The 25,507-nt window shown below is 70.8% G+C and carries 14 protein-coding genes and 1 tRNA gene; 11 read left to right on the top strand and 4 right to left on the bottom strand.

Annotation, left to right across the window (positions count from 1 at the left end):
• Positions 1 to 167 precede the first annotated feature (167 nt).
• Positions 168 to 830 (top strand): DegT/DnrJ/EryC1/StrS family aminotransferase, encoded by a 663-nt coding sequence (locus IE263_RS22830; protein ID WP_189939577.1) that lies wholly within the window; start codon positions 168 to 170, stop codon positions 828 to 830.
• Between the two features lie 75 nt (positions 831 to 905).
• Positions 906 to 981 (top strand) — tRNA-Thr (locus IE263_RS22825).
• Positions 982 to 1,028: 47 nt separating this feature from the next.
• Here IE263_RS22825 and IE263_RS22820 read toward each other — a convergent pair.
• Positions 1,029 to 3,767 (bottom strand): SpoIIE family protein phosphatase, encoded by a 2,739-nt coding sequence (locus IE263_RS22820; RefSeq protein WP_189939537.1) that lies wholly within the window; start codon positions 3,765 to 3,767, stop codon positions 1,029 to 1,031.
• A 328-nt stretch (positions 3,768 to 4,095) separates the two neighbouring features.
• Here IE263_RS22820 and IE263_RS22815 point away from each other — a divergent pair, with 328 nt between their 5' ends.
• The 9 genes from IE263_RS22815 to IE263_RS22775 all read left to right on the top strand — a co-directional run bounded on the left by IE263_RS22815 (position 4,096) and on the right by IE263_RS22775 (position 18,496).
• A complete protein-coding gene (locus IE263_RS22815) occupies positions 4,096 to 9,567 on the top strand; it encodes a HAMP domain-containing protein (protein WP_189939535.1) in 5,472 nt (1,823 codons plus the stop codon).
• 244 nt (positions 9,568 to 9,811) lie between these two features.
• Positions 9,812 to 10,498 (top strand): response regulator, encoded by a 687-nt coding sequence (locus tag IE263_RS22810; RefSeq protein WP_189939533.1) that lies wholly within the window; start codon positions 9,812 to 9,814, stop codon positions 10,496 to 10,498.
• 145 nt (positions 10,499 to 10,643) lie between these two features.
• The gene (locus tag IE263_RS22805; RefSeq protein ID WP_189939531.1) at positions 10,644 to 13,355 is read left to right on the top strand and encodes a DNA translocase FtsK; all 2,712 of its coding nucleotides are present in this window, start codon (positions 10,644 to 10,646) and stop codon (positions 13,353 to 13,355) included.
• Positions 13,356 to 13,613: 258 nt separating this feature from the next.
• Positions 13,614 to 14,447 carry a helix-turn-helix domain-containing protein gene (locus tag IE263_RS22800; RefSeq protein ID WP_189939530.1) on the top strand — a complete coding sequence of 278 codons (834 nt, stop codon included), beginning with the start codon at positions 13,614 to 13,616 and terminating at the stop codon, positions 14,445 to 14,447.
• Positions 14,448 to 14,559: 112 nt separating this feature from the next.
• A complete protein-coding gene (gene rimO, locus IE263_RS22795) occupies positions 14,560 to 16,029 on the top strand; it encodes a 30S ribosomal protein S12 methylthiotransferase RimO (protein ID WP_189939528.1) in 1,470 nt (489 codons plus the stop codon).
• Entirely contained in the window at positions 16,026 to 16,751 is a 726-nt protein-coding gene (gene pgsA, locus IE263_RS22790; RefSeq protein WP_189939519.1) for a CDP-diacylglycerol--glycerol-3-phosphate 3-phosphatidyltransferase, read from the top strand. Before rimO ends, pgsA begins: the two co-directional genes overlap by 4 nt.
• On the top strand, positions 16,748 to 17,293 hold the full coding sequence (locus IE263_RS22785; protein ID WP_189939517.1) for a CinA family protein: 546 nt from the start codon (positions 16,748 to 16,750) through the stop codon (positions 17,291 to 17,293). Before pgsA ends, IE263_RS22785 begins: the two co-directional genes overlap by 4 nt.
• A 109-nt stretch (positions 17,294 to 17,402) precedes the next feature.
• Entirely contained in the window at positions 17,403 to 17,783 is a 381-nt protein-coding gene (locus tag IE263_RS22780; RefSeq protein WP_003993396.1) for a helix-turn-helix domain-containing protein, read from the top strand.
• Between the two features lie 242 nt (positions 17,784 to 18,025).
• Positions 18,026 to 18,496 (top strand): Dps family protein, encoded by a 471-nt coding sequence (locus IE263_RS22775; protein ID WP_189939515.1) that lies wholly within the window; start codon positions 18,026 to 18,028, stop codon positions 18,494 to 18,496.
• 362 nt (positions 18,497 to 18,858) lie between these two features.
• On the opposite strand, the gene IE263_RS22770 is transcribed toward IE263_RS22775, so the two are convergent.
• From IE263_RS22770 to IE263_RS22760, 3 genes are all read right to left on the bottom strand, one after another.
• Positions 18,859 to 19,623 carry an SDR family NAD(P)-dependent oxidoreductase gene (locus IE263_RS22770; protein WP_189939507.1) on the bottom strand — a complete coding sequence of 255 codons (765 nt, stop codon included), beginning with the start codon at positions 19,621 to 19,623 and terminating at the stop codon, positions 18,859 to 18,861.
• 32 nt (positions 19,624 to 19,655) lie between these two features.
• Positions 19,656 to 20,498: an Fpg/Nei family DNA glycosylase gene (locus tag IE263_RS22765; protein ID WP_189939505.1), complete on the bottom strand. Its 843-nt coding sequence runs from the start codon at positions 20,496 to 20,498 to the stop codon at positions 19,656 to 19,658.
• 80 nt (positions 20,499 to 20,578) lie between these two features.
• Positions 20,579 to 25,489 (bottom strand): ATP-dependent helicase, encoded by a 4,911-nt coding sequence (locus tag IE263_RS22760; protein ID WP_189939503.1) that lies wholly within the window; start codon positions 25,487 to 25,489, stop codon positions 20,579 to 20,581.
• Positions 25,490 to 25,507: the final 18 nt, after the last annotated feature.

Raw genomic sequence — 25,507 nt, 5'->3', positions numbered from 1 at the left:
CGCCGATGGTACTGCAGGGGGGACCCTGTGGGAGAGTAGGACGCCGCCGAACAATCATTCAAAAGGGTTGGGTCTTGAACTTCGGTTCGGGGCCCAACTCTTTTTTGTTTTTCGTCACTTGAAGTTCATGTTCCGCGCCCAGCATCCACCGCATGGGTACTGCTGCAATGCTCAGGGCCGCAGGCGTCGGAGTCGGTGACGAGGTCATCGTGCCGGCCTATGGGAACGTCGAAGTAGCCGAAGCGGTGGCCCTGGCGGGTGCGCTTCCGATGTTCGCCGACGTGGATCCGGTGACCTACTGCCTCGACGCGGCCGCCGTCGAAGCCGCCGTAACTCCGCGGACCTCGGCCGTCGTTGTCGTGCATCGCTTCGGGCGGCCGGCGGGTATCGCGCGGTTGCACGAGTTGGGGCAGCGGCATGGGCTGCTGGTGTTGGAGCAGGCCGAGTCGCAGGCGCCGTACGACGAGATCGCGCAGCGCAGGGAGCGGGCTGCCTATCTCGATGCGCGGTTGCGGGGGGTGCGGACGCCCGACAGTGGGGACGGGCACACCTATCAGCAGTACGTCGTGCGGGTGCCAGGGAACGGGCGGCCCGATCGGGACGCGTTCGCACGGGCCCTGCGGGGGAGGGGAGTCGAGTGCCGGGTGCCGGTGAAGACCCCGCTGCACCGGTTGCCCGAGTTCCGGCGGTTCGTTTCGCTGCCGCAGACCGAACTGGCTGCCGATGAGACGCTCGCGCTACCGGTGGACGCCTCGCTGACGAAGCGGGACATGCAGCGGATCGTGTCCGCCTGCAACGCGCTTGGGGGACTGCTCCAGCCCGCCTTCTGAGCGAGTTTGGGAGTACGGCTTCGTTCGGGGTATGATCTATTCCGTTGCCGCGAGGGAAACCTCAAAAAGCGACAGGCCCCTATAGCTCAGTCGGCAGAGCGTCTCCATGGTAAGGAGAAGGTCAACGGTTCGATTCCGTTTGGGGGCTCCACAAGGAATCCCCCGCCCATCAGGGCGGGGGATTTTTCATGCGTTCCTTCAGGCCACTCGCATCGCGAGGATCGCCATGTCGTCCGACGGGGCGTCCGATGCGAAGCGTTCCACCGCGCGCATGATGCGAGCCGCGACCGCGCCGGCCGTCAGGCCCGTGCACGTGGTGAGGACATCGGCGAGGCCGTCGTCGCCCAGCATGCGGGTGCCCTCACGGCGCTCGGTGACGCCGTCCGTGACACAGAGCAGGACGTCGCCGGGGTCGAGGGTGACTGTCTGCTCGTAGAGCTCCAGGTCCTCCATGACGCCGAGGAGAGGCTGGGGTTCGGCTGCCGCCTCGACCGTGCCGTCCTGGCGCAGGCGGAGGGGGAGCGGATGGCCGGCGCAGACCACCTTCAGTTCCGCGCTGCCGTCCTCCTGCGGACGCAACTCGCCGTAGAGGAGGGTCAGGAAGCGGCTGCGGGCGCCCTCGTCGAGGATCGCGGAGTTCAGGCGCTCCAGGACCTCGGGTCCGCTGAGGCCCTCGCGGGCCAGCAGGCGCAGGGCGTGGCGGGCCAGGCCCGTCACCGCTGCCGCGTTCGGGCCTGTGCCGCAGACGTCGCCGATGGCGAAGCCGTAGGCGCCGTCGCTGATCGGGAAGACGTCGTAGAAGTCGCCGCCGACCTCGTTGCCCTCCCCGGCCGCGCGGTAGATGACCTCGACCTCGACGCCGTCGATCTTGGGAGTCTCCGGGGGCAGGAGGCTGCGCTGGAGGGACTGGCTGATGGCCGTGCGCTCCGAGTACAGGCGGGCGTTGTCCAGGGCGAGGGCGGCTCGGCGGCTCAAGTCCTCGGCGAGTTCCAGGATTTCCTGGCGGAAGTGCTCGTCGGTGGGTTTGCCGAGGGTGAGCATGCCGATGACGCGGTTGCGGGCGACCAGGGGCAGGACCACGGTTTCGCCGCCCACCGCGGAGGCCGTGGCCAGGGTGGGGCCGATGCCCGACGTCACCTGGTGGGAGGGGCCGCCGGTCAGGCCGAGGCTGCGCATGGAGCTGCGCAGGGCCGCCTCGTGCGCCGCCTCGCCGGGGGCCGACCAGACGCGGGCGCCCGGGGTGGGGACGGGGTCCGGCGGGGGGATCTTCGAGAGCAACGACTTGATGCCGTCGATGAGTTCCTCGTCCTCGTGCAGGACGTACGACAGGTACGGTTCCGAGGCCTGGTCGGCGATCGTGTAGACCGCACACCAGGTGGCCAGCGTCGGGACCGTCATCTGGGCCATGAGGGCCAGGGTCTGGTCGCGGTCGAGGGTGCCGGCGAGGAGGTCGGAGGCTTCGACGAGGAAGCTGAGGGAGCCTCGGCGCAGGCGCTCCAGTTCGCCCAGGCGGGCCGACTCGACGGCCAGCGCGATGCGGTCCGCGGCGAACTGCAGGCGCAGGGCCTCCTCGTTGGAGTATCTGGCGGGGGCCTCGGCCGCGACACCGAGGGAGCCGGTGAGGCGGCCCTCGACCTTCAGCGGGACCGTGACCACCGAGCGCATGCCTGTGCCGTTCAGCAGGGGGACGGCGCCGGGGACGGCCAGGAGGTCCTCGTGGACGGCCGGCATGCGGGCGGAGCCGTAGCGGCCGGGGCCCGCCTCGACGGGAACGCGCGCGAAGCGCTGGCGGGCGGAGGGCAGGCCCGTGGAGGCGCGGACCTCCAGCTCCGTTTCGTCGTCGGTGGCGAGGAGCAGGAAGGCGGAGTCGCCGTCGAGCATGTCGCGGGCGCGTTCCACTGTGCGCTGGAGGAGGCCGTCGAGGTCATCCGGGGCGGGGGAGCCGATGAACACCTCGAAGGGGTCGGTGCTCTGGCCGTCGGTGGCGGGGGCCGCGTCGGAGGCCGGAACGCGCAACGGCGTCTGCAGGACCGCCCGTTCGTGGTCGCGGACGAGGAGGCAGACCGTGGAGGGGTCGCCGTCGGTGTCGCGGACGCGCAGGTGGGAGGCGTACACCGGGGTCACGCGGCCGTCGGCGCCGCGGATGCCGTAGCTGCCCTCCCAGCGGGAGAGTTGGAGCGCCTCGGCGATGCCGGTGCTGGTGCCGGGGGTGTGCGGCCAGGCGGCGAGGTCGGTGAGGGGCTTGCCGGTGACCTGGTCGGCCGCGTAGCCGAAGAGTTCCTCGGCGTCCTCGTTCCAGGCCGAGATGGCGCCCGTACGGTCGATCTGGACGACGGCGACGCGGACGCGGCCGTCGGCGAGCGGGAGCAGGTCGGCGGGGAGCGACGGGCCGGCCGCGCGGGTGCCGACCGGGCGCTCGGGGAGCGTGAGTTGGAACCAGACGTTCTTGTGGGTGGGCGTGTAGTCGACGCCCCAGTGGCCCGCGATCGCCGCGCACAGCTGGAGTCCCCGGCCGCCTTCGCGGTCGGGGCTGCCCATGGATGCGGGGGAGCCCTGGAGGGGGATCTCGCGCTCCGGGTAGCGGTCGGCGACCTCGATGCGTACGCCGTCGTCGGCGCGCAGGCACAGGACGTCGGCGTGGGTGCCCGCGTGGACCACCGCGTTGGTCACCAGCTCGCTGGTGAGGACCACGGCGTCGTCGACGATGTCCGCGAACCCCCAGCCCTGGAGGGTGTCGCGGACGAAGGAGCGGGCGGTCGCGACCGATCGCCCGACGGGCTCGAAGCTGGCAGCCGCGCGCGCGGTGATCACTGAACTCCTCGGCCGGTTGTCGACGTGCAGGGCTCCCCGGTCGTCCGGCTCGCGCCGCTGGTGCGGAAGCGTGCCCGTCGGCCGGGGTTCCGGGGGCTGTTCCCCCGGGATCAGTCCGGTGGTCATGTGTGCGGCCGCCCTCCGATGCCCGCTCGTGCTCGTGCCACCGCCCAGGCCGGACGGACCGGCGCGGCTGGACAGCCGCATGCAAGGTTACTTACCTTCCCCCTCCGTGCGGATGCCGGTCGCCGGTGTTTCCGCCCCCCGGGTGTGCGGAGCGTGTGCGAAAGCTGCCGAACTGTTATGGCCGGGTTGGGAGAGGGTGAAACACTGGGCAGGCTTCTTGTGAAGGTCCGGCAGACTGGGTGTCTTCTGTGTACGCCGGGCAGCAGCCTTTTCGGGCCTGCCTGATTTCATCGGGCAGTAGAACGGTCGACCCCTGCGGGAGGGACAAGTGGAGTCTGGCGCAGCGACGCGGGGCACGAAGGCGCGCGCGAAAGGCGGACAGTCCCTGAACAGGCAGCGCACATCTCGAGGCGGGACCACCACGGTGGACACTGCGGCCCTGAACCGGCTGCTGGCTGCTCTGGTTTCCATGCGGGACGGGAACTTCCGCAAACGGCTCACGGTGTCCGGGGACGGCGTGATGTCGGAGATCGCGGCGGTCTTCAACGAGGTGGCCGACCGGAATCTGCACCTCACCGGCGAGTTGTCGCGGGTGCGGCGCATGGTCGGGCGTGAGGGGAAGCTCACGGAACGGCTGGAGACGGGCGCCTGTGAGGGTTCCTGGGCGACGGCCATCGACAACTCGAACGCGCTGGTCGACGACCTCGTGCGGCCTGTGTCCGAGGTCGGGCGGGTGCTGTCGGCGGTGGCCGAGGGTGATCTGTCGCCGCGTATGGAGCTTCGGACGCACACGCCGGAGGGGGCCGGGCATCCGCTGCGCGGGGAGTTCCTGAAGGTCGGGCGGACCGTCAACAACCTGGTGGATCAGCTCTCGACGTTCACGGACGAGGTCACGCGGGTGGCCAGCGAGGTGGGGACCGAGGGCAAGCTGGGCGGACAGGCCCAGGTGCGCGGTATGTCCGGTTCGTGGAAGGACCTCACGGAGTCCGTCAACACGATGGCGGAGCGGCTGACGGCCCAGGTGCGGGACATCGCGCTGGTGACGACGGCGGTGGCCAAGGGCGACCTGTCACGCAAGGTCACCGTGCATGTCGAAGGCGAGATGCTGGAGCTGAAGAACACCGTCAACACGATGGTGGACCAGTTGTCCGCGTTCTCGTCCGAGGTGACGCGGGTGGCCCGTGAGGTGGGCACGGAGGGCCTCCTGGGCGTCCAGGCGCAGGTGTCCGGCGTCGACGGCGTGTGGAAAGAACTCACCGATTCGGTGAACACCATGGCGGGGAACCTCACGGCTCAGGTGCGTGGGGTGTCCGAGGTGATGACGGCGGTCGCCAACGGTGATCTGTCGCGGAAGGTGACCGTGCCGGCCCGTGGTGAGGTCGCGCAGCTCGCCGAGACGATCAACCAGATGACGGAGACGCTGCGCATCTTCGCGGACGAGGTCACGCGGGTGGCCAACGAGGTCGGTGGCGAGGGGCGGCTCGGGGGCCAGGCGAACGTGCCGGGTGCGGCGGGGACGTGGAAGGACCTCACCGATTCGGTGAACACCGTCTTCCGGAACCTGACCACCCAGGTGCGGGACATCGCCGCCGTGACGACGGCCGTGGCCAACGGTGATCTGTCGCAGAAGGTCACGGTGAACGTGGCCGGCGAGATGCTGGAGCTGAAGAACACCGTCAACGGGATGGTCGACCAGCTGTCGGCCTTCGGTGCCGAGGTCACGCGCGTGGCGCGGGAGATCGGTGTCGAGGGTGAACTGGGCGGTCAGGCGCAGGTGTCGGGCGCGGCCGGGACGTGGAAGGACCTGACGGACTCCGTCAACACGGCGTTCCGGAATCTCACCGGACAGGTGAGGAACATCGCCCAGGTGACGACGGCCGTGGCCAACGGTGATCTGTCGCAGAAGGTCACCGTCGACGTGTCCGGTGAGATGGCCCAGCTGAAGAACACCGTGAACACGATGGTGGACCAGCTCTCCGCGTTCGGCGCCGAGGTCACGCGTGTGGCCCGGGACGTGGGCACCGAGGGCCGGCTGGGCGGTCAGGCCCGAGTGGAAGGCGTCTCCGGCACCTGGAAGGAGCTCACCGACTCCGTCAACTTCATGGCGGGCAACCTCACCTCGCAGGTGCGGCAGATCGCCCAGGTGACGACGGCGGTGGCGCGGGGTGACCTGTCGCAGAAGATCGACGTGGACGCGCGCGGGGAGATCCTGGAGCTGAAGAACACCCTCAACACGATGGTGGACCAGCTCTCCGCCTTCGCCGACCAGGTGACCCGGGTCGCGCGCGAGGTGGGTACGGAGGGCCGGCTGGGCGGTCAGGCGCAGGTGCCGGGCGTCGCCGGTGTGTGGCGGGACCTGACCGACTCCGTGAACGGCATGGCGTCCAACCTGACGGGCCAGGTGCGCAACATCGCTCAGGTGGCCACGGCGGTGGCCCGGGGTGACCTGTCCCAGAAGATCACCGTGGACGCGCGCGGGGAGATCCTGGAGCTGAAGAACACCCTGAACACGATGGTGGACCAGCTGTCGTCGTTCGCCGAAGAGGTCACGCGGGTGGCCCGCGAGGTGGGCACGGAGGGCATTCTCGGTGGTCAGGCCGAGGTACAGGGGGTCTCGGGCACCTGGAAGGACCTCACGCAGTCCGTGAACTTCATGGCGAACAACCTGACCATTCAGGTGCGCAACATCGCCGAGGTCACCACGGCGGTCGCCAAGGGTGACCTGTCGAAGAAGATCACCGTCGACGCCAAGGGCGAGATCCTCGAGCTCGTCACCACCGTCAACACGATGGTGGACCAGCTGTCGTCCTTCGCCGAGCAGGTGACCCGGGTGGCCCGCGAGGTGGGCACGGAGGGCATCCTGGGCGGTCAGGCCCATGTGCCCGGCGTCGTGGGCATCTGGAAGGACCTCAGCGACAACGTCAACCTGATGGCGAAGAACCTGACCGTTCAGGTGCGGAACATCTCCCAGGTTGCCGCGGCCGTCGCCAACGGCGACCTGACGCGGACGGTGACGATCGAGGCGCGCGGCGAGGTCGCGCAGCTCGCGGACACCTTCAACACGATGGTGAAGACGCTGAGTTCGTTCGCCGACCAGGTCACCAAGGTGGCCCGTGAGGTGGGCACGGACGGCATCCTCGGTGGTCAGGCGCATGTGCCGGGTGTGGCGGGTACGTGGAAGGACCTCACCGAGTCGGTGAACCAGATGGCGTCCAACCTGACCGGCCAGGTGCGCAACATCGCCATGGTGACGACGGCCATCGCCAAGGGTGATCTGACGAAGAAGATCGACATCGACGCGCGCGGGGAGATCCTCGAGCTGAAGACGACCATCAACACGATGGTCGACCAGCTGTCGTCGTTCGCCGAAGAGGTCACGCGGGTGGCCCGTGAGGTGGGTACGGAAGGACAGCTCGGCGGTCAGGCACGCGTGCGTGACGTCGACGGCACCTGGCGCGACCTCACCGAGTCGGTGAACGAGATGGCCGGGAACCTGACCCGGCAGGTGCGTGCCATCGCGCGCGTGGCGACCGCGGTGACCCGGGGCGACCTGAACCTGAAGATCGACGTGGACGCGTCCGGGGAGATCCAGGAACTCCAGGACTACATCAACAAGATGATCGCCAATCTGCGCGACACCACGATCGCCAACAAGGAGCAGGACTGGCTCAAGGGCAACCTCGCGCGCGTGTCCGCGCTGATGCAGGGTCGGCGCGACCTGGAGGACGTGGCCTCCCTCATCATGAGCGAGCTGCCGCCCCTGGTGGCCGCTCAGCACGGCGCGTTCTTCCTGGCGATGCCGCCGGCCGACGGCGCGAGCGAGCAGGGCGACCAGTACGAGCTGCGGATGCTGGGCTCGTACGGCTACTCGATGGGGTCGATGCCGACGTCGTTCCGGCCGGGTGAGGCGCTCGTCGGGACGGCCGCGGAGGAGAAGCGGACGATTCTCGTCTCGAACGCGCCGAGCGGCTACCTGAAGATTTCCTCCGGGCTCGGTGAGGCGCCGCCCGCGCAGGTGATCGTGCTGCCGGTGCTGTTCGAGGGCCAGGTGCTCGGTGTGATCGAGCTGGCGTCCTTCACGCCGTTCACGCAGATCCAGAAGGACTTCCTCAACCAGCTCGCCGAGATGATCGCGACGAGCGTCAACACGATCTCCGTGAACACCAAGACGGAGCAGCTGCTGAAGCAGTCGCAGGAGCTGACCGAGCAACTTCGGGAGCGGTCGGCGGAGTTGGAGCAGCGGCAGAAGGCCCTCCAGGCGTCCAACGCCGAACTGGAGGAGAAGGCCGAGCTGCTGGCCCGGCAGAACCGCGACATCGAGGTGAAGAACACCGAGATCGAGGAGGCGCGGCAGGTCCTTGAGGAGCGTGCCGAGCAGCTCGCGGTGTCGATGCGCTACAAGAGCGAGTTCCTCGCCAACATGTCGCACGAGCTGCGCACGCCGCTCAACTCGCTGCTGATCCTGGCCAAGCTGCTCGCCGACAACGCCGAGGGCAACCTGTCCCCGAAGCAGGTCGAGTTCGCCGAGACCATCCACGGCGCCGGTTCCGACCTGCTCCAGCTCATCAACGACATCCTCGACCTGTCGAAGGTCGAGGCGGGCAAGATGGACGTCTCCCCGACGCGCATCGCCCTCGTCCAGCTCGTGGACTACGTGGAGGCCACCTTCCGCCCGCTGACCGCGGAGAAGGGCCTCGACCTGTCCGTACGGGTCTCGCCGGAGCTGCCCGCCACCCTGCACACCGACGAACAGCGGCTGCTGCAGGTGCTGCGCAACCTGCTGTCCAACGCGGTGAAGTTCACCGACTCCGGATCGGTCGAGCTGGTCATCCGGCCCGCCGGGGTGGATGTGCCGATGGCGATCCGGGAGCAGTTGCTGGAGGCCGGTTCGCTGACCGACGCGGACGCGCCGCTGATCGCGTTCTCGGTGACCGACACCGGCATCGGCATCGCGGCCAGCAAGATGCGGGTGATCTTCGAGGCGTTCAAGCAGGCGGACGGCACCACCAGCCGCAAGTACGGCGGTACGGGTCTGGGGCTGTCCATCTCGCGGGAGATCGCGCAGCTGCTGGGCGGTGAGATCCACGCGCAGAGCGAGCCGGGGCGCGGCTCGACGTTCACGCTGTACCTGCCGCTGCACCCGAGCGAGTTGCCGCCGCAGGGCTACCAGCAGGTCGTGCCGGCGCTGGAGGCGGGCGACCTGGTGGCGTCCGAGAACGGCGCGCGCGAGCTGTCGGAGCTGTCCGATGTGGAGATCGAGACGCCGGCCGAGGTGAAGTCGTACCAGGAGACGCAGCACGGGCCGGCCGCGCTCTTCCGGCGGCGGCGCCGCTCCGTGGCGGGTGGCGAGCCGCAGGTCGGGCGGCCGGACCAGTGGGCGCCCGTGGGGCACCAGGCGCCGCAGGGGCACCGGGGAATCCGGTTCGGCGGCGAGAAGGTGCTGATCGTCGACGACGACATCCGCAATGTGTTCGCACTGACCAGCGTCCTGGAGCAGCACGGCCTGTCGGTGCTGTACGCGGAGAACGGCCGTGAGGGCATCGAGGTCCTGGAGCAGCACGACGACGTGGCGGTCGTCCTGATGGACATCATGATGCCCGAGATGGACGGGTACGCGACGACCACGGCGATCCGGCGGATGCCGCAGTTCTCCGGGCTGCCGATCATCGCGCTGACCGCGAAGGCGATGAAGGGCGACCGGGAGAAGGCGATCGAGTCGGGCGCCTCCGACTACGTCACGAAGCCGGTCGATCCCGATCACCTGCTGGCGGTGATGGAGCAGTGGATGCGGGAGGAGTGACGGGAACCGTCCGGGGAGGAGAGAAGTTGCTGACTGAGGGTGTCCGATGCCGTGTAGCGGGGCGGGTTTCGGGGAACCTTCTGATCTCCTGCCGCGTTCCTGCTACGTGCACAGTGACATCACGGTGACAGGGTGTGGCGACGGTCGGGGTGCGGCTACCATGACCGGCACAAGGAAGGGCGGCGCAAAGGAGTCGTCCCCAGGGGCGGCGCCCGGTGCACTGCCGGGGCGAGGAGGGCGGGCCATGGTGCAGAAGGCCAAGATCCTCCTGGTCGATGACCGGCCGGAGAATCTGCTGGCGCTGGAGGCGATCCTCTCGGCGCTCGATCAGACGCTGGTGCGGGCATCGTCCGGGGAAGAGGCGCTCAAAGCACTGCTGACGGACGACTTCGCGGTCATTCTGCTGGACGTCCAGATGCCGGGAATGGACGGTTTCGAAACGGCCGCCCACATCAAGCGGCGAGAACGGACGCGGGACATCCCGATCATCTTCCTCACAGCGATCAACCACGGCCCGCACCACACCTTCCGCGGGTACGCGGCGGGCGCGGTGGACTACATCTCCAAGCCGTTCGACCCGTGGGTGCTGCGCGCGAAGGTCTCCGTCTTCGTCGAGCTGTACATGAAGAACTGCCAGCTGCGTGAGCAGGCGGCGCTGCTGCGGCTCCAGTTGGAGGGTGGTGGCGGCAAGGCGGCAGCCGGTGGCGCCAAGGAGCCGGCCGGGTTGCTCGCCGAGCTGTCCGCGCGGCTCGCGGCTGTCGAGGAGCAGGCCGAGGCCCTCTCCAAGCAGCTCGACGACGAGTCGGCGGACGCGGCCGCGGTGGCCACCGCGGCGCACCTGGAGCGCAAACTGACCGGCCTGCGCCGGGCGCTGGACGCGCTGGAGCCCGGCACCGGAAGCGGCCCGGCCTCGGTGCCGTCGCAGAACTGACACGTGCGGCGGGAGCAGTTGCTGGTGAGCGGAAGTCAGCCTTCGGATGGCGAGCGTCAGTTCCGCGCCTCAGCAGGGGCGACACGAACGGGTGAAGCAGTGGGCGCACGTGTCCGCTGCCGTCTCCCCCGGTAATCTCACACCCATGGCCTCACGTCCCTCCGCAGCGAAGAAGCAGCCCGCCAAGAAGGCGGCTGCTCCGGCGAAGGCTCCGGCGAAGAAGGCCGCCGCGAAAAAGGCCCCGGCGAAGAAGGCGCCCGCCAAGAAGGCCGCGGCCAAGAAACCCGCGCCCAAACCGGCACCCAGCCCCACCGGAGGCATCTACCGGCTCGTACGCGCCGTCTGGCTGGGCCTGGCGCATGCCGTGGGCGCGGTGTTCCGCGGCATAGGGAACGGCGCCAAGAACCTCGACCCCGCCCACCGCAAGGACGGCATCGCGCTCCTGCTGTTCGGCATCGCGCTGATCGTCGCCGCGGGCACCTGGGCCGACCTGCGTGGTCCCGTCGGCGACCTCGTCGAGATCCTGGTGACCGGCTCCTTCGGCCGTCTCGACCTGCTCGTGCCGATCCTGCTCGCGGTCATCGCTGTGCGCTTCATCCGGCACCCCGAGAAGCCCGAGGCCAACGGCCGCATCGTGATCGGGTTGTCCGCCCTCGTCATCGGCGTCCTCGGCCAGGTGCACATCGCCTGCGGCGCGCCCGCCCGCAGTGACGGCATGCAGGCGATCAGGGACGCCGGCGGCCTGATCGGCTGGAGCGCGGCGACCCCGCTGACGTACGCCATGGGCGAGGTCCTCGCCGTACCTCTGCTGGTGCTGCTGACGATCTTCGGGCTGCTCGTCGTCACCGCCACGCCCGTCAACGCGATCCCGCAGCGGCTGCGGCAGCTCGGGGTGCGGCTGGGCGTGCTGCACGATCCCGAGGCGGACGAGTTCACGGACGATGAGGCGCGCTACGACGAGCAGTGGCGCGAGGCGCTGCCCGCGCGCCCCCGCCGACGCTCGAGCGCCCCCCAGACGTACGACCCCGACGACGCCGAGCAGGAGGCCCTCTCGCAGCGCCGCGGCCGACCCCGGCGCTCCGCGGTGCCGCAGCCCGCGATGGACCGGGAGATGGACGCCGTGGACATCGCCGCGGCCGCCGCGGCCGACCTCGACGGCGCCGTCCTGCACGGCATGCCGCCGTCGCCGATCGTCGCCGACCTCACCCAGGGCGTGCGCGTCGGCGACCGCGAGCCGACCACGCCGACGCCCGTCCCCGCCCCGGCCGCGCGCCCCAAGCAGGAGAAGCTCAAGACCGGGGTGGTCCCGGACCTGACCAAGTCGGCCCCCGACGAGCCGCGCGACCTGCCGCCGCGCGCCGAGCAGCTCCAGCTGTCCGGGGACATCACCTACGCGCTGCCCTCGCTCGACCTCCTCACGCGCGGGGGCCCCGGCAAGGCGCGCAGCGCGGCCAACGACGCCGTCGTCGCCTCGCTGACCAACGTCTTCACCGAGTTCAAGGTCGACGCCGCCGTCACCGGCTTCACGCGCGGGCCGACGGTCACGCGCTACGAGGTCGAGCTGGGCCCCGCCGTGAAGGTCGAGCGGATCACCGCGCTGACGAAGAACATCGCGTACGCCGTCGCCAGCCCGGACGTGCGGATCATCTCGCCGATCCCCGGCAAGTCCGCGGTCGGCATCGAGATCCCGAACACCGACCGGGAGATGGTCAACCTCGGTGACGTGCTCCGTCTGGCCGAGTCCGCGGAGGACGACGACCCGATGCTGGTCGCCTTCGGCAAGGACGTCGAGGGCGGTTACGTCATGCACTCGCTGGCGAAGATGCCGCACATGCTGGTCGCCGGCGCCACCGGCTCCGGCAAGTCGTCCTGCATCAACTGCCTGATCACCTCGATCATGATGCGGGCGACTCCCGAGGACGTCCGGATGATCCTGGTCGACCCCAAGCGCGTCGAGCTGACCGCCTACGAGGGCGTCCCGCACCTGATCACGCCGATCATCACCAACCCCAAGCGGGCCGCCGAGGCGCTCCAGTGGGTCGTACGGGAGATGGACCTGCGGTACGACGACCTGGCGGCGTACGGCTACCGGCACATCGACGACTTCAACCGGGCGGTGCGCGAGGGGAAGGTGACGCCGCCCGAGGGGAGTGAGCGGGAGCTTCAGCCGTATCCGTATCTGCTGGTGATCGTCGACGAGCTGGCCGACCTGATGATGGTGGCGCCGCGGGACGTCGAGGACGCGATCGTGCGGATCACACAGCTCGCGCGCGCGGCCGGCATTCATCTGGTGCTCGCGACCCAGCGGCCGTCGGTCGACGTCGTCACCGGTCTCATCAAGGCGAACGTGCCCTCGCGGCTCGCGTTCGCCACCTCCTCGCTCGCCGACTCGCGCGTCATCCTCGACCAGCCCGGTGCCGAGAAGCTGATCGGCAAGGGTGACGGGCTGTTCCTGCCGATGGGGGCGAACAAGCCCACGCGTATGCAGGGTGCGTTCGTGACCGAGGCCGAGGTCGCGGCCGTCGTGCAGCACTGCAAGGACCAGATGGCGCCCGTCTTCCGGGACGACGTCACCGTGGGCACCAAGCAGAAGAAGGAGATCGACGAGGACATCGGCGACGACCTCGACCTGTTGTGCCAGGCGGCCGAGCTGGTCGTCTCCACGCAGTTCGGGTCGACGTCCATGCTCCAGCGCAAGCTGCGGGTCGGTTTCGCCAAGGCGGGCCGGCTGATGGACCTCATGGAGTCGCGGAACATCGTCGGGCCGAGCGAGGGATCGAAAGCTCGTGACGTTCTTGTGAAACCCGACGAGTTGGACGGCGTGCTCGCGGTGATCCGCGGGGAGGCTGAAGGGTAGACGTTTCTCCGCGGGGTCGGCGGGCGTTCGTGACTCACCCGTTAGAGAGCGGCGGGCAACCGTTTCCCTTTGGCGTACGTCAAGTTGAGCGAGAGGACAGGTGCGGGTCCCATCCTGGGGTTCGTGCCTGTCCCGTCATTGGTCTGACCGGCCATTCCGATGGCGTACAAAGTCCCACCGCCGGGTTGCCCCTCCCTTTTGCACCCCCCCTAGACTGAACCTCCAGCACAGGTGGCTACACGCTCGAAAGGCGCCCCCGTGTCCATCGGCAACTCCCCTGAAGACGAGCGTCCGTTCGAAGACGTCTCCGAGGAAGCCCGCCCCTCCATCGGCCGCGCCCTGCAGCAGGCGCGCATCGCGGCCGGGTTGACCGTCGACGACGTCAGTACCACCACCCGGGTCCGCCTCCCCATCGTGCACGCCATCGAGGCGGACGACTTCGCAGCCTGCGGCGGGCACGTCTACGCGCGCGGGCACATCCGGACCCTGGCCAGGGCCGTCCACCTCGACCCCGCCCCGCTGATCGAGCAGTTCGACGCCACCCACGGCGGCCGCCCGGCGCCGACCCCGGCCGCGCCCCTCTTCGAGGCGGAACGTATCCGCCCCGAGCGGCGGGGACCGAACTGGACCGCGGCCATGGTCGCCGCGATCGTCGCCGTCATCGGGTTCGTCGGCTTCACCGCGTTCAAGGGCGGCGACGACGGCACGAAGGACGTCGCCGAGGGCACCACACCGACGAGCAGCGCGCCCGTCACGCCCACGCCGAAGAGCGACAAGACCGTCGACAAGACGCCGGAACCCTCCGACAGCGCCATCGCCGCCGCGCCTCAGGACAAGGTGACCGTCCAGGTCAGCGCCACCGACGGCAAGAGCTGGATCTCCGCCAAGGACCACAACGGCCGGCTGCTCTTCGACGGCCTGCTCAAGCAGGGCGAGTCCAAGACTTTCCAGGACAGCGAGAAGATCAACCTCGTCCTCGGCGACGCGGGTGCGATCCAGCTGTACGTCAACGGCAAGAAGATCGAGGACGACTGGCAGCCGGGGGCCGTGGAGCGGCTGACGTACACGAAGGGTGACCCGCAGGCCGGGTGAGACGGGCGTCCGCAGGGGAACGGGGCCGGCGAGGATCGCCGGTCCCGTTTCGTATGAAGATCACCAACCCCGTCGACAGGGGCTGTCAGCGAGACAAAGTAGTCTTGAGCCCATGCCTGAACGCCGTACCGTCGCACTCGTCACTCTTGGCTGCGCCCGCAACGAGGTGGACTCGGAGGAGCTCGCAGGCCGTTTGGAGGCGGACGGCTGGCAGCTCGTGGAGGACGCCGGGGACGCGGACGTCGCCGTCGTCAACACCTGCGGTTTCGTCGACGCCGCCAAGAAGGACTCCGTCGACGCCCTCCTCGAGGCCAACGACCTCAAGGGGCACAGCAGAACCCAGGCTGTCGTGGCGGTGGGCTGCATGGCCGAGCGGTACGGCAAGGAACTCGCCGAGGCCCTCCCGGAGGCCGACGGCGTGCTCGGCTTCGACGACTACGCCGACATCTCCGACCGCCTGCAGACCATCCTGTCCGGTGGCATCCACGCCTCCCACACCCCGCGCGACCGGCGCAAACTGCTGCCGCTCAGCCCGGCGGCGCGCCAGGAGTCGGCCGCCGACGTCGCGCTTCCCGGGCACGGTCCCGTGGACCTTCCGGACGGGCTCGCTCCGGCGTCCGGCCCCCGAGCACCCCTGCGCCGCCGCCTCGACGGCGCCCCGGTCGCCTCGGTCAAGCTCGCCTCCGGCTGCGACCGGCGCTGCACCTTCTGCGCCATCCCGTCCTTCCGCGGCTCCTTCATCTCGCGCCGTCCCTCGGACGTCCTGAACGAGACGCGGTGGCTGGCCGAGCAGGGCGTCAAGGAGATCATGCTGGTCTCCGAGAACAACACCTCCTACGGCAAGGACCTCGGCGACATCCGTCTGCTGGAGTCGCTGCTGCCGGAGCTGGCCGACGTCGACGGCATCGAGCGGGTGCGCGTCAGCTACCTCCAGCCGGCCGAGATGCGTCCCGGGCTGATCGACGTGCTGACGTCGACGCCGAAGGTCGCGCCCTACTTCGACCTGTCCTTCCAGCACTCCGCGCCCGACGTGCTGCGCGCGATGCGCCGCTTCGGCGACACCGACCGCTTCCTGGAACTGCTCGACACCATCCGGAGCAAGGCGCCCGAGGCCGGCGTGCGCTCCAACTTCATCGTCGGCTTCCCCGGCGAGTCCGAGGCCGACCTGGCCGAGCTGGAGCGGTTCCTGAACCACGCGCGGCTGGACGCCATCGGCGTCTTCGGCTACTCCGACGAGGAGGGCACCGAGGCCGCGACGTACGACGACAAGCTCGACGAGGACCTCGTCGCCGAGCGGCTCGCGCGCGTCTCCCGGCTCGCGGAGGAACTCGTCTCGCAGCGGGCCGAGGAGCGCCTGGGCGAGACCGTGCGCGTGCTCGTGGAGTCGGTCGACGAGGACGGCGTGTACGGCCGTGGGGCGCACCAGGCGCCGGAGACGGACGGCCAGGTGCTGCTCACGTCGGGCGAAGGACTGAGCGTCGGTCGTATGGTCGAGACGAAGGTGGTCGGTACGGAAGGTGTCGACCTGGTGGCCGAGCCCCTGCAGGGCTCGATCGGGTGTAGTGAGGAGGCGGACAGATGACGGGTGTCCCGGCATCGGCCGCGGGCGGCTCCTCACAGGCGAAGGGTGCCGCCGCTTCGGGCGCGCCTGCCGCCGACGGCTCGTCGGGTGCCAAGGGACCGCGGGGCGGCAAGCTGGCGGCCGTCGCCGTCAACCAGGCGAGCGTCTGGAACATCGCCAATCTGCTGACAATGCTGCGGCTGATCCTGGTCCCCGGCTTCGTCGCGCTGATGCTGGCCGACGGCGGCTACGACCCGGCGTGGCGCTCGCTCGCCTGGGCTGCCTTCGCCATCGCCATGATCACCGACCTGTTCGACGGGCATCTGGCGCGGACGTACAACCTCGTCACCGACTTCGGGAAGATCGCCGATCCCATCGCCGACAAGGCGATCATGGGAGCGGCCCTGATCTGCCTCTCCGCGCTCGGCGACCTGCCGTGGTGGGTGACGATCGTGATTCTCGGCCGGGAACTCGGGATCACCCTGCTGCGTTTTCTCGTCATCCGGTACGGCGTCATCCCGGCGAGCCGGGGCGGCAAGCTCAAGACGCTCACCCAGGGCGTGGCCGTCGGGATGTACGTCCTGGCGCTGACAGGATGGCTGGCCACTCTCAGGTTCTGGGTGATGGCCGCGGCGGTCGTGCTGACCGTGGTGACCGGGCTCGACTATGTGAGACAGGCCATTGTGCTGCGCCGACGGGGAATCGCCGAGCGCAAGGCCGCGTTGGAGGAGACGGAAGCGTGAGTTCCACGGCCACCGACGTGGTGCGGCTACTCACGGTGAGGGGCGAGACGCTCGCCGTCGCCGAGTCGCTGACCGGTGGCCTGGTTGCGGCGGAGATCACATCGGTCCCCGGGGCGTCCAAGGCCTTCCGTGGATCGGTCACGGCCTACTCCACACCGCTGAAGCATGAACTGCTCGGGGTCGACGCAGGTCTGCTGGCCACCCGAGGAGCCGTGGATCCGCAGGTCGCGGCCCAGATGGCGGCCGGCGTGCGCAAGGCGCTGGGGGCTGACTGGGGCATCGCGACCACCGGCGTCGCCGGGCCCGAGCCCCAGGACGGTCAGCCCGTCGGGACGGTCTTCGTGGCGGTGGACGGGCCCCTCGGGGCGGATTCCGTTTCCGCCGCTGGCGGAAAAGTGGAGGCCCTGCGGTTGAACGGCGACCGCGCGGAAATTCGTAGAGAGAGTGTACGGAGCGTACTCGCAGTGCTCCTGAGGGAGCTTGCGGACGAACAGACCGGGAATGAGCGGGCACAGGATACGGAACAGAACGGGGGGTTTTGATGTTTGCAGCCCTGAGTGAACACGACATCGCTCCCCGCACGGCCGCGGCGCAAGGCGGTACGGTGGGGCGAGAAGGATGCGGCTACGCGGTCCGAGGAGGGAGCCACCGATGATTCTGCTCCGTCGCCTGCTGGGTGACGTGCTGCGTCGGCAGCGCCAGCGCCAGGGCCGTACTCTGCGCGAAGTCTCCTCGTCCGCCCGAGTCTCACTCGGCTATCTCTCCGAGGTGGAGCGGGGGCAGAAGGAGGCTTCCTCCGAGCTGCTCTCCGCCATCTGCGACGCGCTGGACGTACGGATGTCCGAGCTCATGCGGGAAGTGAGCGACGAGCTCGCCCTCGCCGAGCTGGCCCAGTCTGCTGCGGCCACCCCCAGTGAGCCTGTGCCCACGCCAGTTCGTCCGATGCTGGGTTCCGTGTCGGTGACCGGTGTGCCACCGGAGCGGGTGACCATCAAGGCACCCGCCGAGGCGGTGGACGTGGTCGCCGCGTGAGGTGCCGCTGGGTGGGTGCCCCCACCGAGTGCGGGTAAAGGCGTACAGCACGCCGTGCGTGTGAGCGTGCGGCATCTGTGAGGCCCCGGCCGGGGCTTCTCCGGGAGGTCCGGAGGAGTGCGGTCGGGGTTTTTGCATGCCCGGGATGGGCGGTTCGCTCGATTTCGGGTCGGTTTGCCGGTCCTGGGTGCGGCGGTCATCGTGGAGGGGCACGACGGGAGTCGACCAACCCGGAGGTAGGGATGCACGTCGTGAAGAGCCCGCTGTCCAACGCCGCTCAGAAGACCGTCTCCGACGCCCTGCAGGGCGCGCTGGTCGATCTGATCGACCTCTCGCTCGTCGCCAAGCAGGTCCACTGGAACGTGGTCGGGCCTCGCTTCCGGTCCGTCCACCTCCAGCTCGACGAGGTCGTGGACACCGCCCGCACGCACTCCGACACCGTGGCGGAGCGCGCCTCGGCGCTGGGCGTCCCGCCGGACGGGCGTGCTGCGACGGTGGCCGCCAAGAGTGGGATCAGTGTGGTGTCCGAGGGATGGGTCAAGGACACGGACGCGGTGGAGGCGCTGGTGGCGGCGCTGGGCGCGGTGATCACCCGGATGCGGGAACGGGTGGCCGCCACCGGGGACGCGGATCCGGTGAGTCAGGACATCTTCATCGGGATCACCGCCGATCTCGAGAAGCATCACTGGATGTTCCAGGCGGAGAACGCCTGAGGAACGTGGGCGTGCCGGGCGGGGTGAGCGGCTTTCCGGCGTCGGGCTGGAGGTGACGGCCGTGTCGGGTCGGACAGTGCGCCGGGGGGCCGTGCTGGGGCTCGGGGCGCTGTGGTGGTGGGCCGCGGTGCGGACTGCCGTGGCGCCCGACGCCGGGGTGGTGGAGGGGGCGGTCGCCGCCGGGGGGTGGGGGCTGAGTCTGCTGCCGGTGCACTGTGTGGCCAAGGCGCGGGCGGCGGGGGCGGTCGCCGCGGGGCGATGGAGGGCTGCTTGGCGTGGGGAGGCGGGTGGTGCTGCGGCCGGCTTGGAGGGCGCAGCCGGAGAGCGGGGCGAGGGCGCTCTGGAAGGCGGGTGGGTGACGCCTACCAAGGCATGGCCACGCCGCCGTTCGGGCGGAGGATCTGGCCCGTCGTGAACGAGGACGCGTCCGAGGCCAGGTGCAGCACGGCGTGGGCGACGTCCTTCGGCTCGCCGACCCGGCCCAGGGGTGACATGCGGGACATGAGCGCCTCGGTGTGCGCCTGTGCGCCGACGTCGTGGCGGTCGGTCATGGGAGTGCGGATCCAGCCCGGGGCGACGGCGTTGACGCGGATGCCGTACCGGCCGACCTCGGCCGCCAGGGTCTTCGTCAGCTGGACCACCGCAGCCTTGGCCACGCCGTAGCAGAGGAGCCCGGGGCCGCCCGTGTCGACGGCGCCCGAGGCCATGGTGATGATGCTGCCCGGCGTGTTGTGGGCGAGCATCAGGCGGGCCGCTTCCTGGCAGGCGTGGAGCACACCCTTGAAGTTGACGTCGAGGACCCGGTCGAGGTCCTCGTCCCGGGTCTCCAGGACCGGGCTGCTGTGCATGATCCCGGCGACGGCCGCCATCACGTCGAGGCGCTCGCAGGACTCGACCGCCTGACGCACCTGGGCGCGGTCGGTGACGTCGAGGTGGTGGGTGCGGGCCGTGCCGCCGAGGTCCTTGATCAGGGTCGCCGTCTCGTGGAGGCCCTGTTGATCGCGGTCCGCTCCGTGCACGGTGGCGCCGGCCTCGGCCAGCAGCACGGCGCAGGCGCGGCCTATGCCGCTCGCGGCGCCGGTGACGAATGCGGTGCGTCCGGTGAGGTCGTACGCCTTCACGGCCATGAGGGGACGGTACGAGGGTTTCTGACGGCCCGTCAATTGCTGGTGCGGGGACGGATGCGGCGCGTGAGTGGGGAGCCGGGGGCCGGGGCGGGGCCCGTCTGGCAGGCGGGGCACCAGTACGTGGGGCGGTCGCGGGAGCCGTCGCCCTGGTCGGCCGCACGGACGGGCGTTCCGCAGCGCAGGCAGGGACGGGGTGCGCGGCCGTAGACGAAGAGGTCCTGGCCGCGGCGGCCGGTGGTGCTGCGGATGGGGCGGTCGCGGTTGGTCTCCAGGAGTTTCCTGGCGAGGGCGGGCAGCTTCGTGGCGCGGTCGGCGGGGAGCGCTCCTACGGGAAGCCACGGGGTGGCGCCGAGGAGGAAGCAGAGCTCGCTCTTGTACACATTGCCGATGCCGGCGAGGTTGCGCTGGTCGAGAAGGGCCTCGCCCAGGGGGCGGGCGGGGTCCGCGAGGAGGTTGGCGAGGGCGCGCTCGGGGTCCCAGTCGGGGCCCAGCAGGTCGGGGCCGAGGTGGCCGACGACGCGCTCCTCATCGGGGGTGCGCAGGAGTTCGAGGACGGGGAGGCGGTAGCCGACGGCCGTGCGGTCGTGAGTGCCGAGGACGGCGCGGATCTGGTGTGCGGGGCCGCCGGTCCAGCGCTGGTCGTTCGCGTACACCTTCCAGGAGCCGTCCATCCGAAGGTGCGAGTGGAGCGTCAGGCCGCCCTCGATGCGGGTGAGGAGGTGCTTGCCGCGGGGGGTGACGTCCAGGACGGTGCGGCCGGTGAGGTCGGTGGTGGCGTACTTGGGGACGCGCAGGTCGGAGCGGGTCAGCACCTTGCCCGCGAGGGCGGTGTGCAGCCGGCTCGCGGCTTGCCAGACCGTGTCACCTTCGGGCATGGGTCAAGGGTGGCACGGGCGCTCGCACACGCCCACGGCCGTCGGGGAGGGGCGTGGGGAGTCGGTGCGGGCTCTGGTTGTCATGCTCGTATCCGCAGGCCTCGGGGGGTCGCGATGAAGCCCGCTCCTTCCAGGAGGGTGCCCAGGGGGGAGGTCAGGGCCGAGGCGCCGTTGACGCGTTCCACCGTGACCGTGCCGAGGGAGCCCGCGTGGGCGGCTGCGGCGAGGGCTTCCGCCGCTGCGTGCAGGCGGGGGTCGTCGGTGGGCGTGGCCCCGCCGTCCGGAGTGGAGGGCCAGGCCAGCAGGGTCTTGCCGCCGCGCTCCATGTAGAGGGTCAGTTCGCCGTCGACGAGCACCACCAGGGAGCCCGCCTTGCGGCCGGGCTTGTGTCCGGCTCCGGTCGGTGGCTCGGGCCAGGACAGGGCGGCACCATACGCGTTCGCCGGGTCGGCCGCGGCGAGGACGACGGCCCGGGAGGCGGGGGAGGGCGTACGGCGACGGTGGCCGGGGAATCCCGAGGCGTTCGGGAAGCCGTTGCCGCCTCGGGGGCCGCCCGCGCCGGGGGAGGCGAAGTCGCGGGGGGAGACGTAGTCACCCGGCGCGGGGGAGGGCGGCGGGGAGTCGAAGTCGTCGAGGCCGGGGATCTCCCAGTTGAGGTCGTCGGACGGGGAACTGTCGGGGAAGGCGAAGCTGTCGGGGCTGCCGTCCTCTCGGCCCGGGCCGGGCAGTGCCTCGCCCCGGTCGCGGGCGTTGGCCACCGCGCGGACGCGGTCCACGGCGCCGTCCATCGCGAACTGCGCTGCGCCGAGCCCCTCCACGACATAGCCCCGCCGGGCCTGGCCGCTGTCCTCGAAGGCGGACAGGACGCGGTACGTCGCCGAGAAGCCGCCTTCGACGCCCTCGGCCGAGACCGCGCCCCGGGTCACCACTCCGTGTCGGTCGAGGAGGGTGCGGGCGAGGGCGTGGGCGCGGACGGTGGGATCGGGTTCGTGGGCCGGGAGCAGGGACCAACGGCCGGCGACGGTCGGAGGGCCGCTGCGGGAGGCGGAGCGCGCGGCGGCTGTCAGGGAGCCGTAGCGGCCGCGGGGGACCGCGCGCTTGGCGCGGTGGGCCGTGGAACCGGCTGTGCGGCCCGAGCCCAGCAGGGAGCGCATCGGCGCCAGCGTGTCGTTGGTGAGGCGGCCGGACCAGGCCAGGTCCCAGAGGGCGTCGGCGAGTTGGGGGTCGGTGACGTCGGGGTGGGTGGTGGCGCGGACCTGGTCGGCGATCTGGCGGAAGAACAGGCCGTAGCCGCCGGAGAGGACGTCCAGGACGGACTGGTGCAGGGCCGTCAGCTCCAGGGGGTGGGGTGGGGGCAGGAGCAGGGGGGCCGCGTCCGCCAGGTACAGGGAGACCCAGCCGTCCTTGCCGGGGAGGGCGCCCGCGCCGGCCCAGACCACCTCTCCGGCGGCGGTGAGCTCGTCGAGCATCGCCGGGGCGTAGCCCGTCACGCGGGACGGCAGGACGAGCTTCTCCAGGGCGGAGGCGGGGACGGACGCGCCCTGGAGCTGCTCGATCGCGCGGACCAGTCCGTCGATGCCGCGGAGCGCATGGCCCTTGCCGATGTGCTGCCACTGGGGCAGGAACTGGGCGAGCGCGGCGGGCGGGACCGGTTCGAGTTCGTGCCGCAGGGCGGCCAGGGAGCGGCGGCGCAGCCTGCGCAGGACGGTCGCGTCGCACCACTCCTGGCCGATGCCGGCCGGGTGGAACTCGCCCTGGACGACGCGGCCGCCCGCCGCGAGCCGCTGGAGGGCGCCCTCGGTGACCGCCACGCCCAGGCCGAACCGGGCGGCCGCGGTGGCCGAGGTGAACGGGCCGTGCGTGCGGGCGTAGCGGGCGAGGAGGTCGCCCAGCGGGTCCTTCACCGGCTCGGTGAAGGCCTCCGGGACACCGACGGGGAGCGCGGTGCCCAGGGCGTCGCGCAGGCGGCCCGCGTCCTCGACCGTCGCCCAGTGGTCGGCGCCGGCGATACGGACCCGGATGGCGCGGCGGGCGGCGGCCAGCTCCTGGGCCCAGTGGGGTTCGGCGCCGCGCTCGGCCAGCTCGGCGTCGGTGAGCGGGCCGAGCAGACGCAGGATGTCCGCGACGCCTTCGGCGTCCTTCACGCGGCGGTCCTCGGTCAGCCACTGCAGCTCCCGCTCCAGCTCGGTGAGCACCTCGGCGTCGAGCAGCTCGCGCAGCTCCGCCTGGCCGAGAAGCTCGGCCAGCAGCCGTGAGTCCAGGGAGAGGGCGGCGGCGCGGCGTTCCGCGAGGGGGGAGTCGCCCTCGTAGAGGAACTGGGCCACGTAGCCGAACAGGAGGGAGCGGGCGAAGGGGGACGGCTCCGGGGTGGTGACCTCGACCAGGCGCACCTTGCGGGACTCCAGGTCGCCCATCAGCTCGACGAGTCCGGGGACGTCGAAGACGTCCTGGAGGCACTCGCGGACCGCTTCCAGGACGATCGGGAACGAGCCGAACTCGCTCGCCACCTGCAGCAGCTGGGCGGCGCGCTGGCGCTGCTGCCACAGAGGGGTGCGTTTGCCCGGGTTGCGGCGCGGCAGCAGCAGGGCGCGGGCGGCGCACTCGCGGAAACGGGCCGCGAACAGCGCGGAGCTGCCCACCTGGTCGGTGACGATCTGATCGACCTCGCCCTTGTCGAAGACGACGTCGGCCGCGCCGACGGGGGCCTGCTCGGCGTCGACCGCCGTGTTGAAGGGGGTGCCGGACTTCATGGGCTCCCCGTCGAGGAGGTCCAGGCCCATGATGTCGGCGTCGGGCAGACGCAGGACGATGCCGTCGTCGGCGTGCATGACCTGCGCGTCCATGCCGTACCGCTCCGAGAGCTTGGCGCCCAGGGCGAGGGCCCAGGGGGCGTGGACCTGGGCGCCGAAGGGGGAGTGCACGACGACCCGCCAGTCGCCGAGTTCGTCCCGGAAGCGTTCCACGACGATCGTGCGGTCGTCGGGGACGTGGCCGCAGGCCTGGCGCTGTTCGTCCAGGTACGACAGAACGTTGTCCGCGGCCCAGGCGTCCAGTCCCGCGGTCAGCAGGCGCAGGCGGGCGTCGTCCTTGGGCAGGGAGCCGACCTCGCGCAGGAACGCGCCCACCGCGCGCCCCAGCTCCAGCGGGCGGCCCAGCTGGTCGCCCTTCCAGAACGGGAGGCGGCCGGGGACGCCGGGGGCGGGGGAGACCAGGACGCGGTCGCGTGTGATGTCCTCGATGCGCCAGGACGTCGTACCCAGGGTGAAGACGTCGCCGACGCGGGACTCGTAGACCATCTCCTCGTCCAGCTCGCCCACCCGGCCGCCGCCCTTCTTGGGGTCGGCGCCGGCGAGGAAGACGCCGAACAGGCCGCGGTCGGGGATCGTGCCCCCCGAGGTCACGGCGAGGCGCTGGGCTCCGGGGCGGCCGGTGATCGTGCCGGCGACGCGGTCCCACACCACGCGCGGGCGGAGTTCGGCGAAGGCGTCGGAGGGGTAGCGGCCGGCGAGCATGTCCAGGACCGCCGTGAAGGCGGACTCGGGGAGGGAGGCGAAGGGCGCGGCGCGGCGGACCAGGGCGAGCAGGTCGTCGAGCTGCCAGGTGTCCATCGCGGTCATGGCGACGAGCTGCTGGGCGACGACGTCCAAGGGGTTCGCCGGCACCTTGAGGGACTCGATGGCGCCGGTGCGCATGCGTTCGGTGACCACTGCCGCCTGGACCAGGTCGCCGCGGTACTTGGGGAAGACCACGCCGGTGGAGACGGCTCCGACCTGGTGGCCCGCGCGGCCGACGCGCTGGAGGCCCGAGGCGACGGAGGGCGGGGACTCGACCTGGACCACGAGGTCGACCGCGCCCATGTCGATGCCCAGTTCCAGGCTGGAGGTGGCGACCACCGCGGGGAGACGGCCCGCCTTCAGGTCCTCCTCGACCAGGGCGCGCTGCTCCTTGGAGACCGAGCCGTGGTGGGCGCGCGCGATGACGGGCGGTGCGCCCTGGGCGGCGCCCGAGCCACCCATGAGTTCGGCCGGGGCATGGTGCTCGTCGAGGGTTTCGCCCGTCGCCCGCTCGTAGGCGATCTCGTTGAGGCGGTTGCAGAGGCGCTCCGCGAGGCGGCGGGAGTTGGCGAAGACGATCGTGGAGCGGTGGGACTGGATGAGGTCGGTGATCCGCTCTTCCACGTGTGGCCAGATGGACGGGCGTTCCGCCCCTTCGGAGCCGTCCGCCACCGGGGAGCCGCCCAGTTCGCCCAGGTCCTCGACCGGGACGACGACCGAGAGGTCGAACTCCTTGCCGGACTTGGGCTGGACGATCTCCACCCTGCGGCGCGGGGAGAGGTAGCGGGCCACCTCGTCGACCGGGCGGACCGTGGCCGAGAGGCCGATGCGACGGGCCGGCTTCGGGAGGAGTTCGTCCAGGCGCTCCAGGGAGAGGGCCAGGTGGGCACCGCGCTTGGTGCCGGCCACGGCGTGCACCTCGTCCAGGATCACCGTCTCGATGCCGGTCAGGGCGTCGCGGGTGGCTGACGTCAGCATCAGGAAGAGGGACTCGGGCGTGGTGATCAGGATGTCCGGGGGGCGGGTGGACAGGGCGCGGCGCTCGGCGGCGGGGGTGTCGCCGGAGCGGATGCCGACCTTGACCTCGGGCTCGGGCAGGCCCAGACGTACGGATTCCTGGCGGATGCCCGTCAGAGGGCTGCGGAGGTTGCGCTCCACGTCGACGGCCAGGGCCTTGAGCGGGGACACGTACAGCACGCGGCAGCGCTTCTTCGGGTCGGCCGGCGGGGGCGTGGAGGCCAGTTGGTCCAGGGCGGCAAGGAACGCGGCCAGGGTCTTGCCGGAACCGGTCGGGGCCACCACCAGCACGTCCGAGCCCTCACGAATGGCCTGCCACGCGCCCGCCTGGGCGGCGGTGGGCGCGGAGAACGCCCCCGTGAACCAGCCGCGGGTCGCGGGGGAGAAGCCGTCCAGGGCTCGGTGTGCGTCGCTGACCATGCGTCCATCGTGCACCCA

Source organism: Streptomyces aurantiogriseus (assembly GCF_014649375.1).
Taxonomy (GTDB): Bacteria; Actinomycetota; Actinomycetes; order Streptomycetales; family Streptomycetaceae; genus Streptomyces; species Streptomyces aurantiogriseus.
Note: the sequence above shows the minus strand (reverse complement) of the source record. Positions and strands in the feature narration are given on the sequence as shown.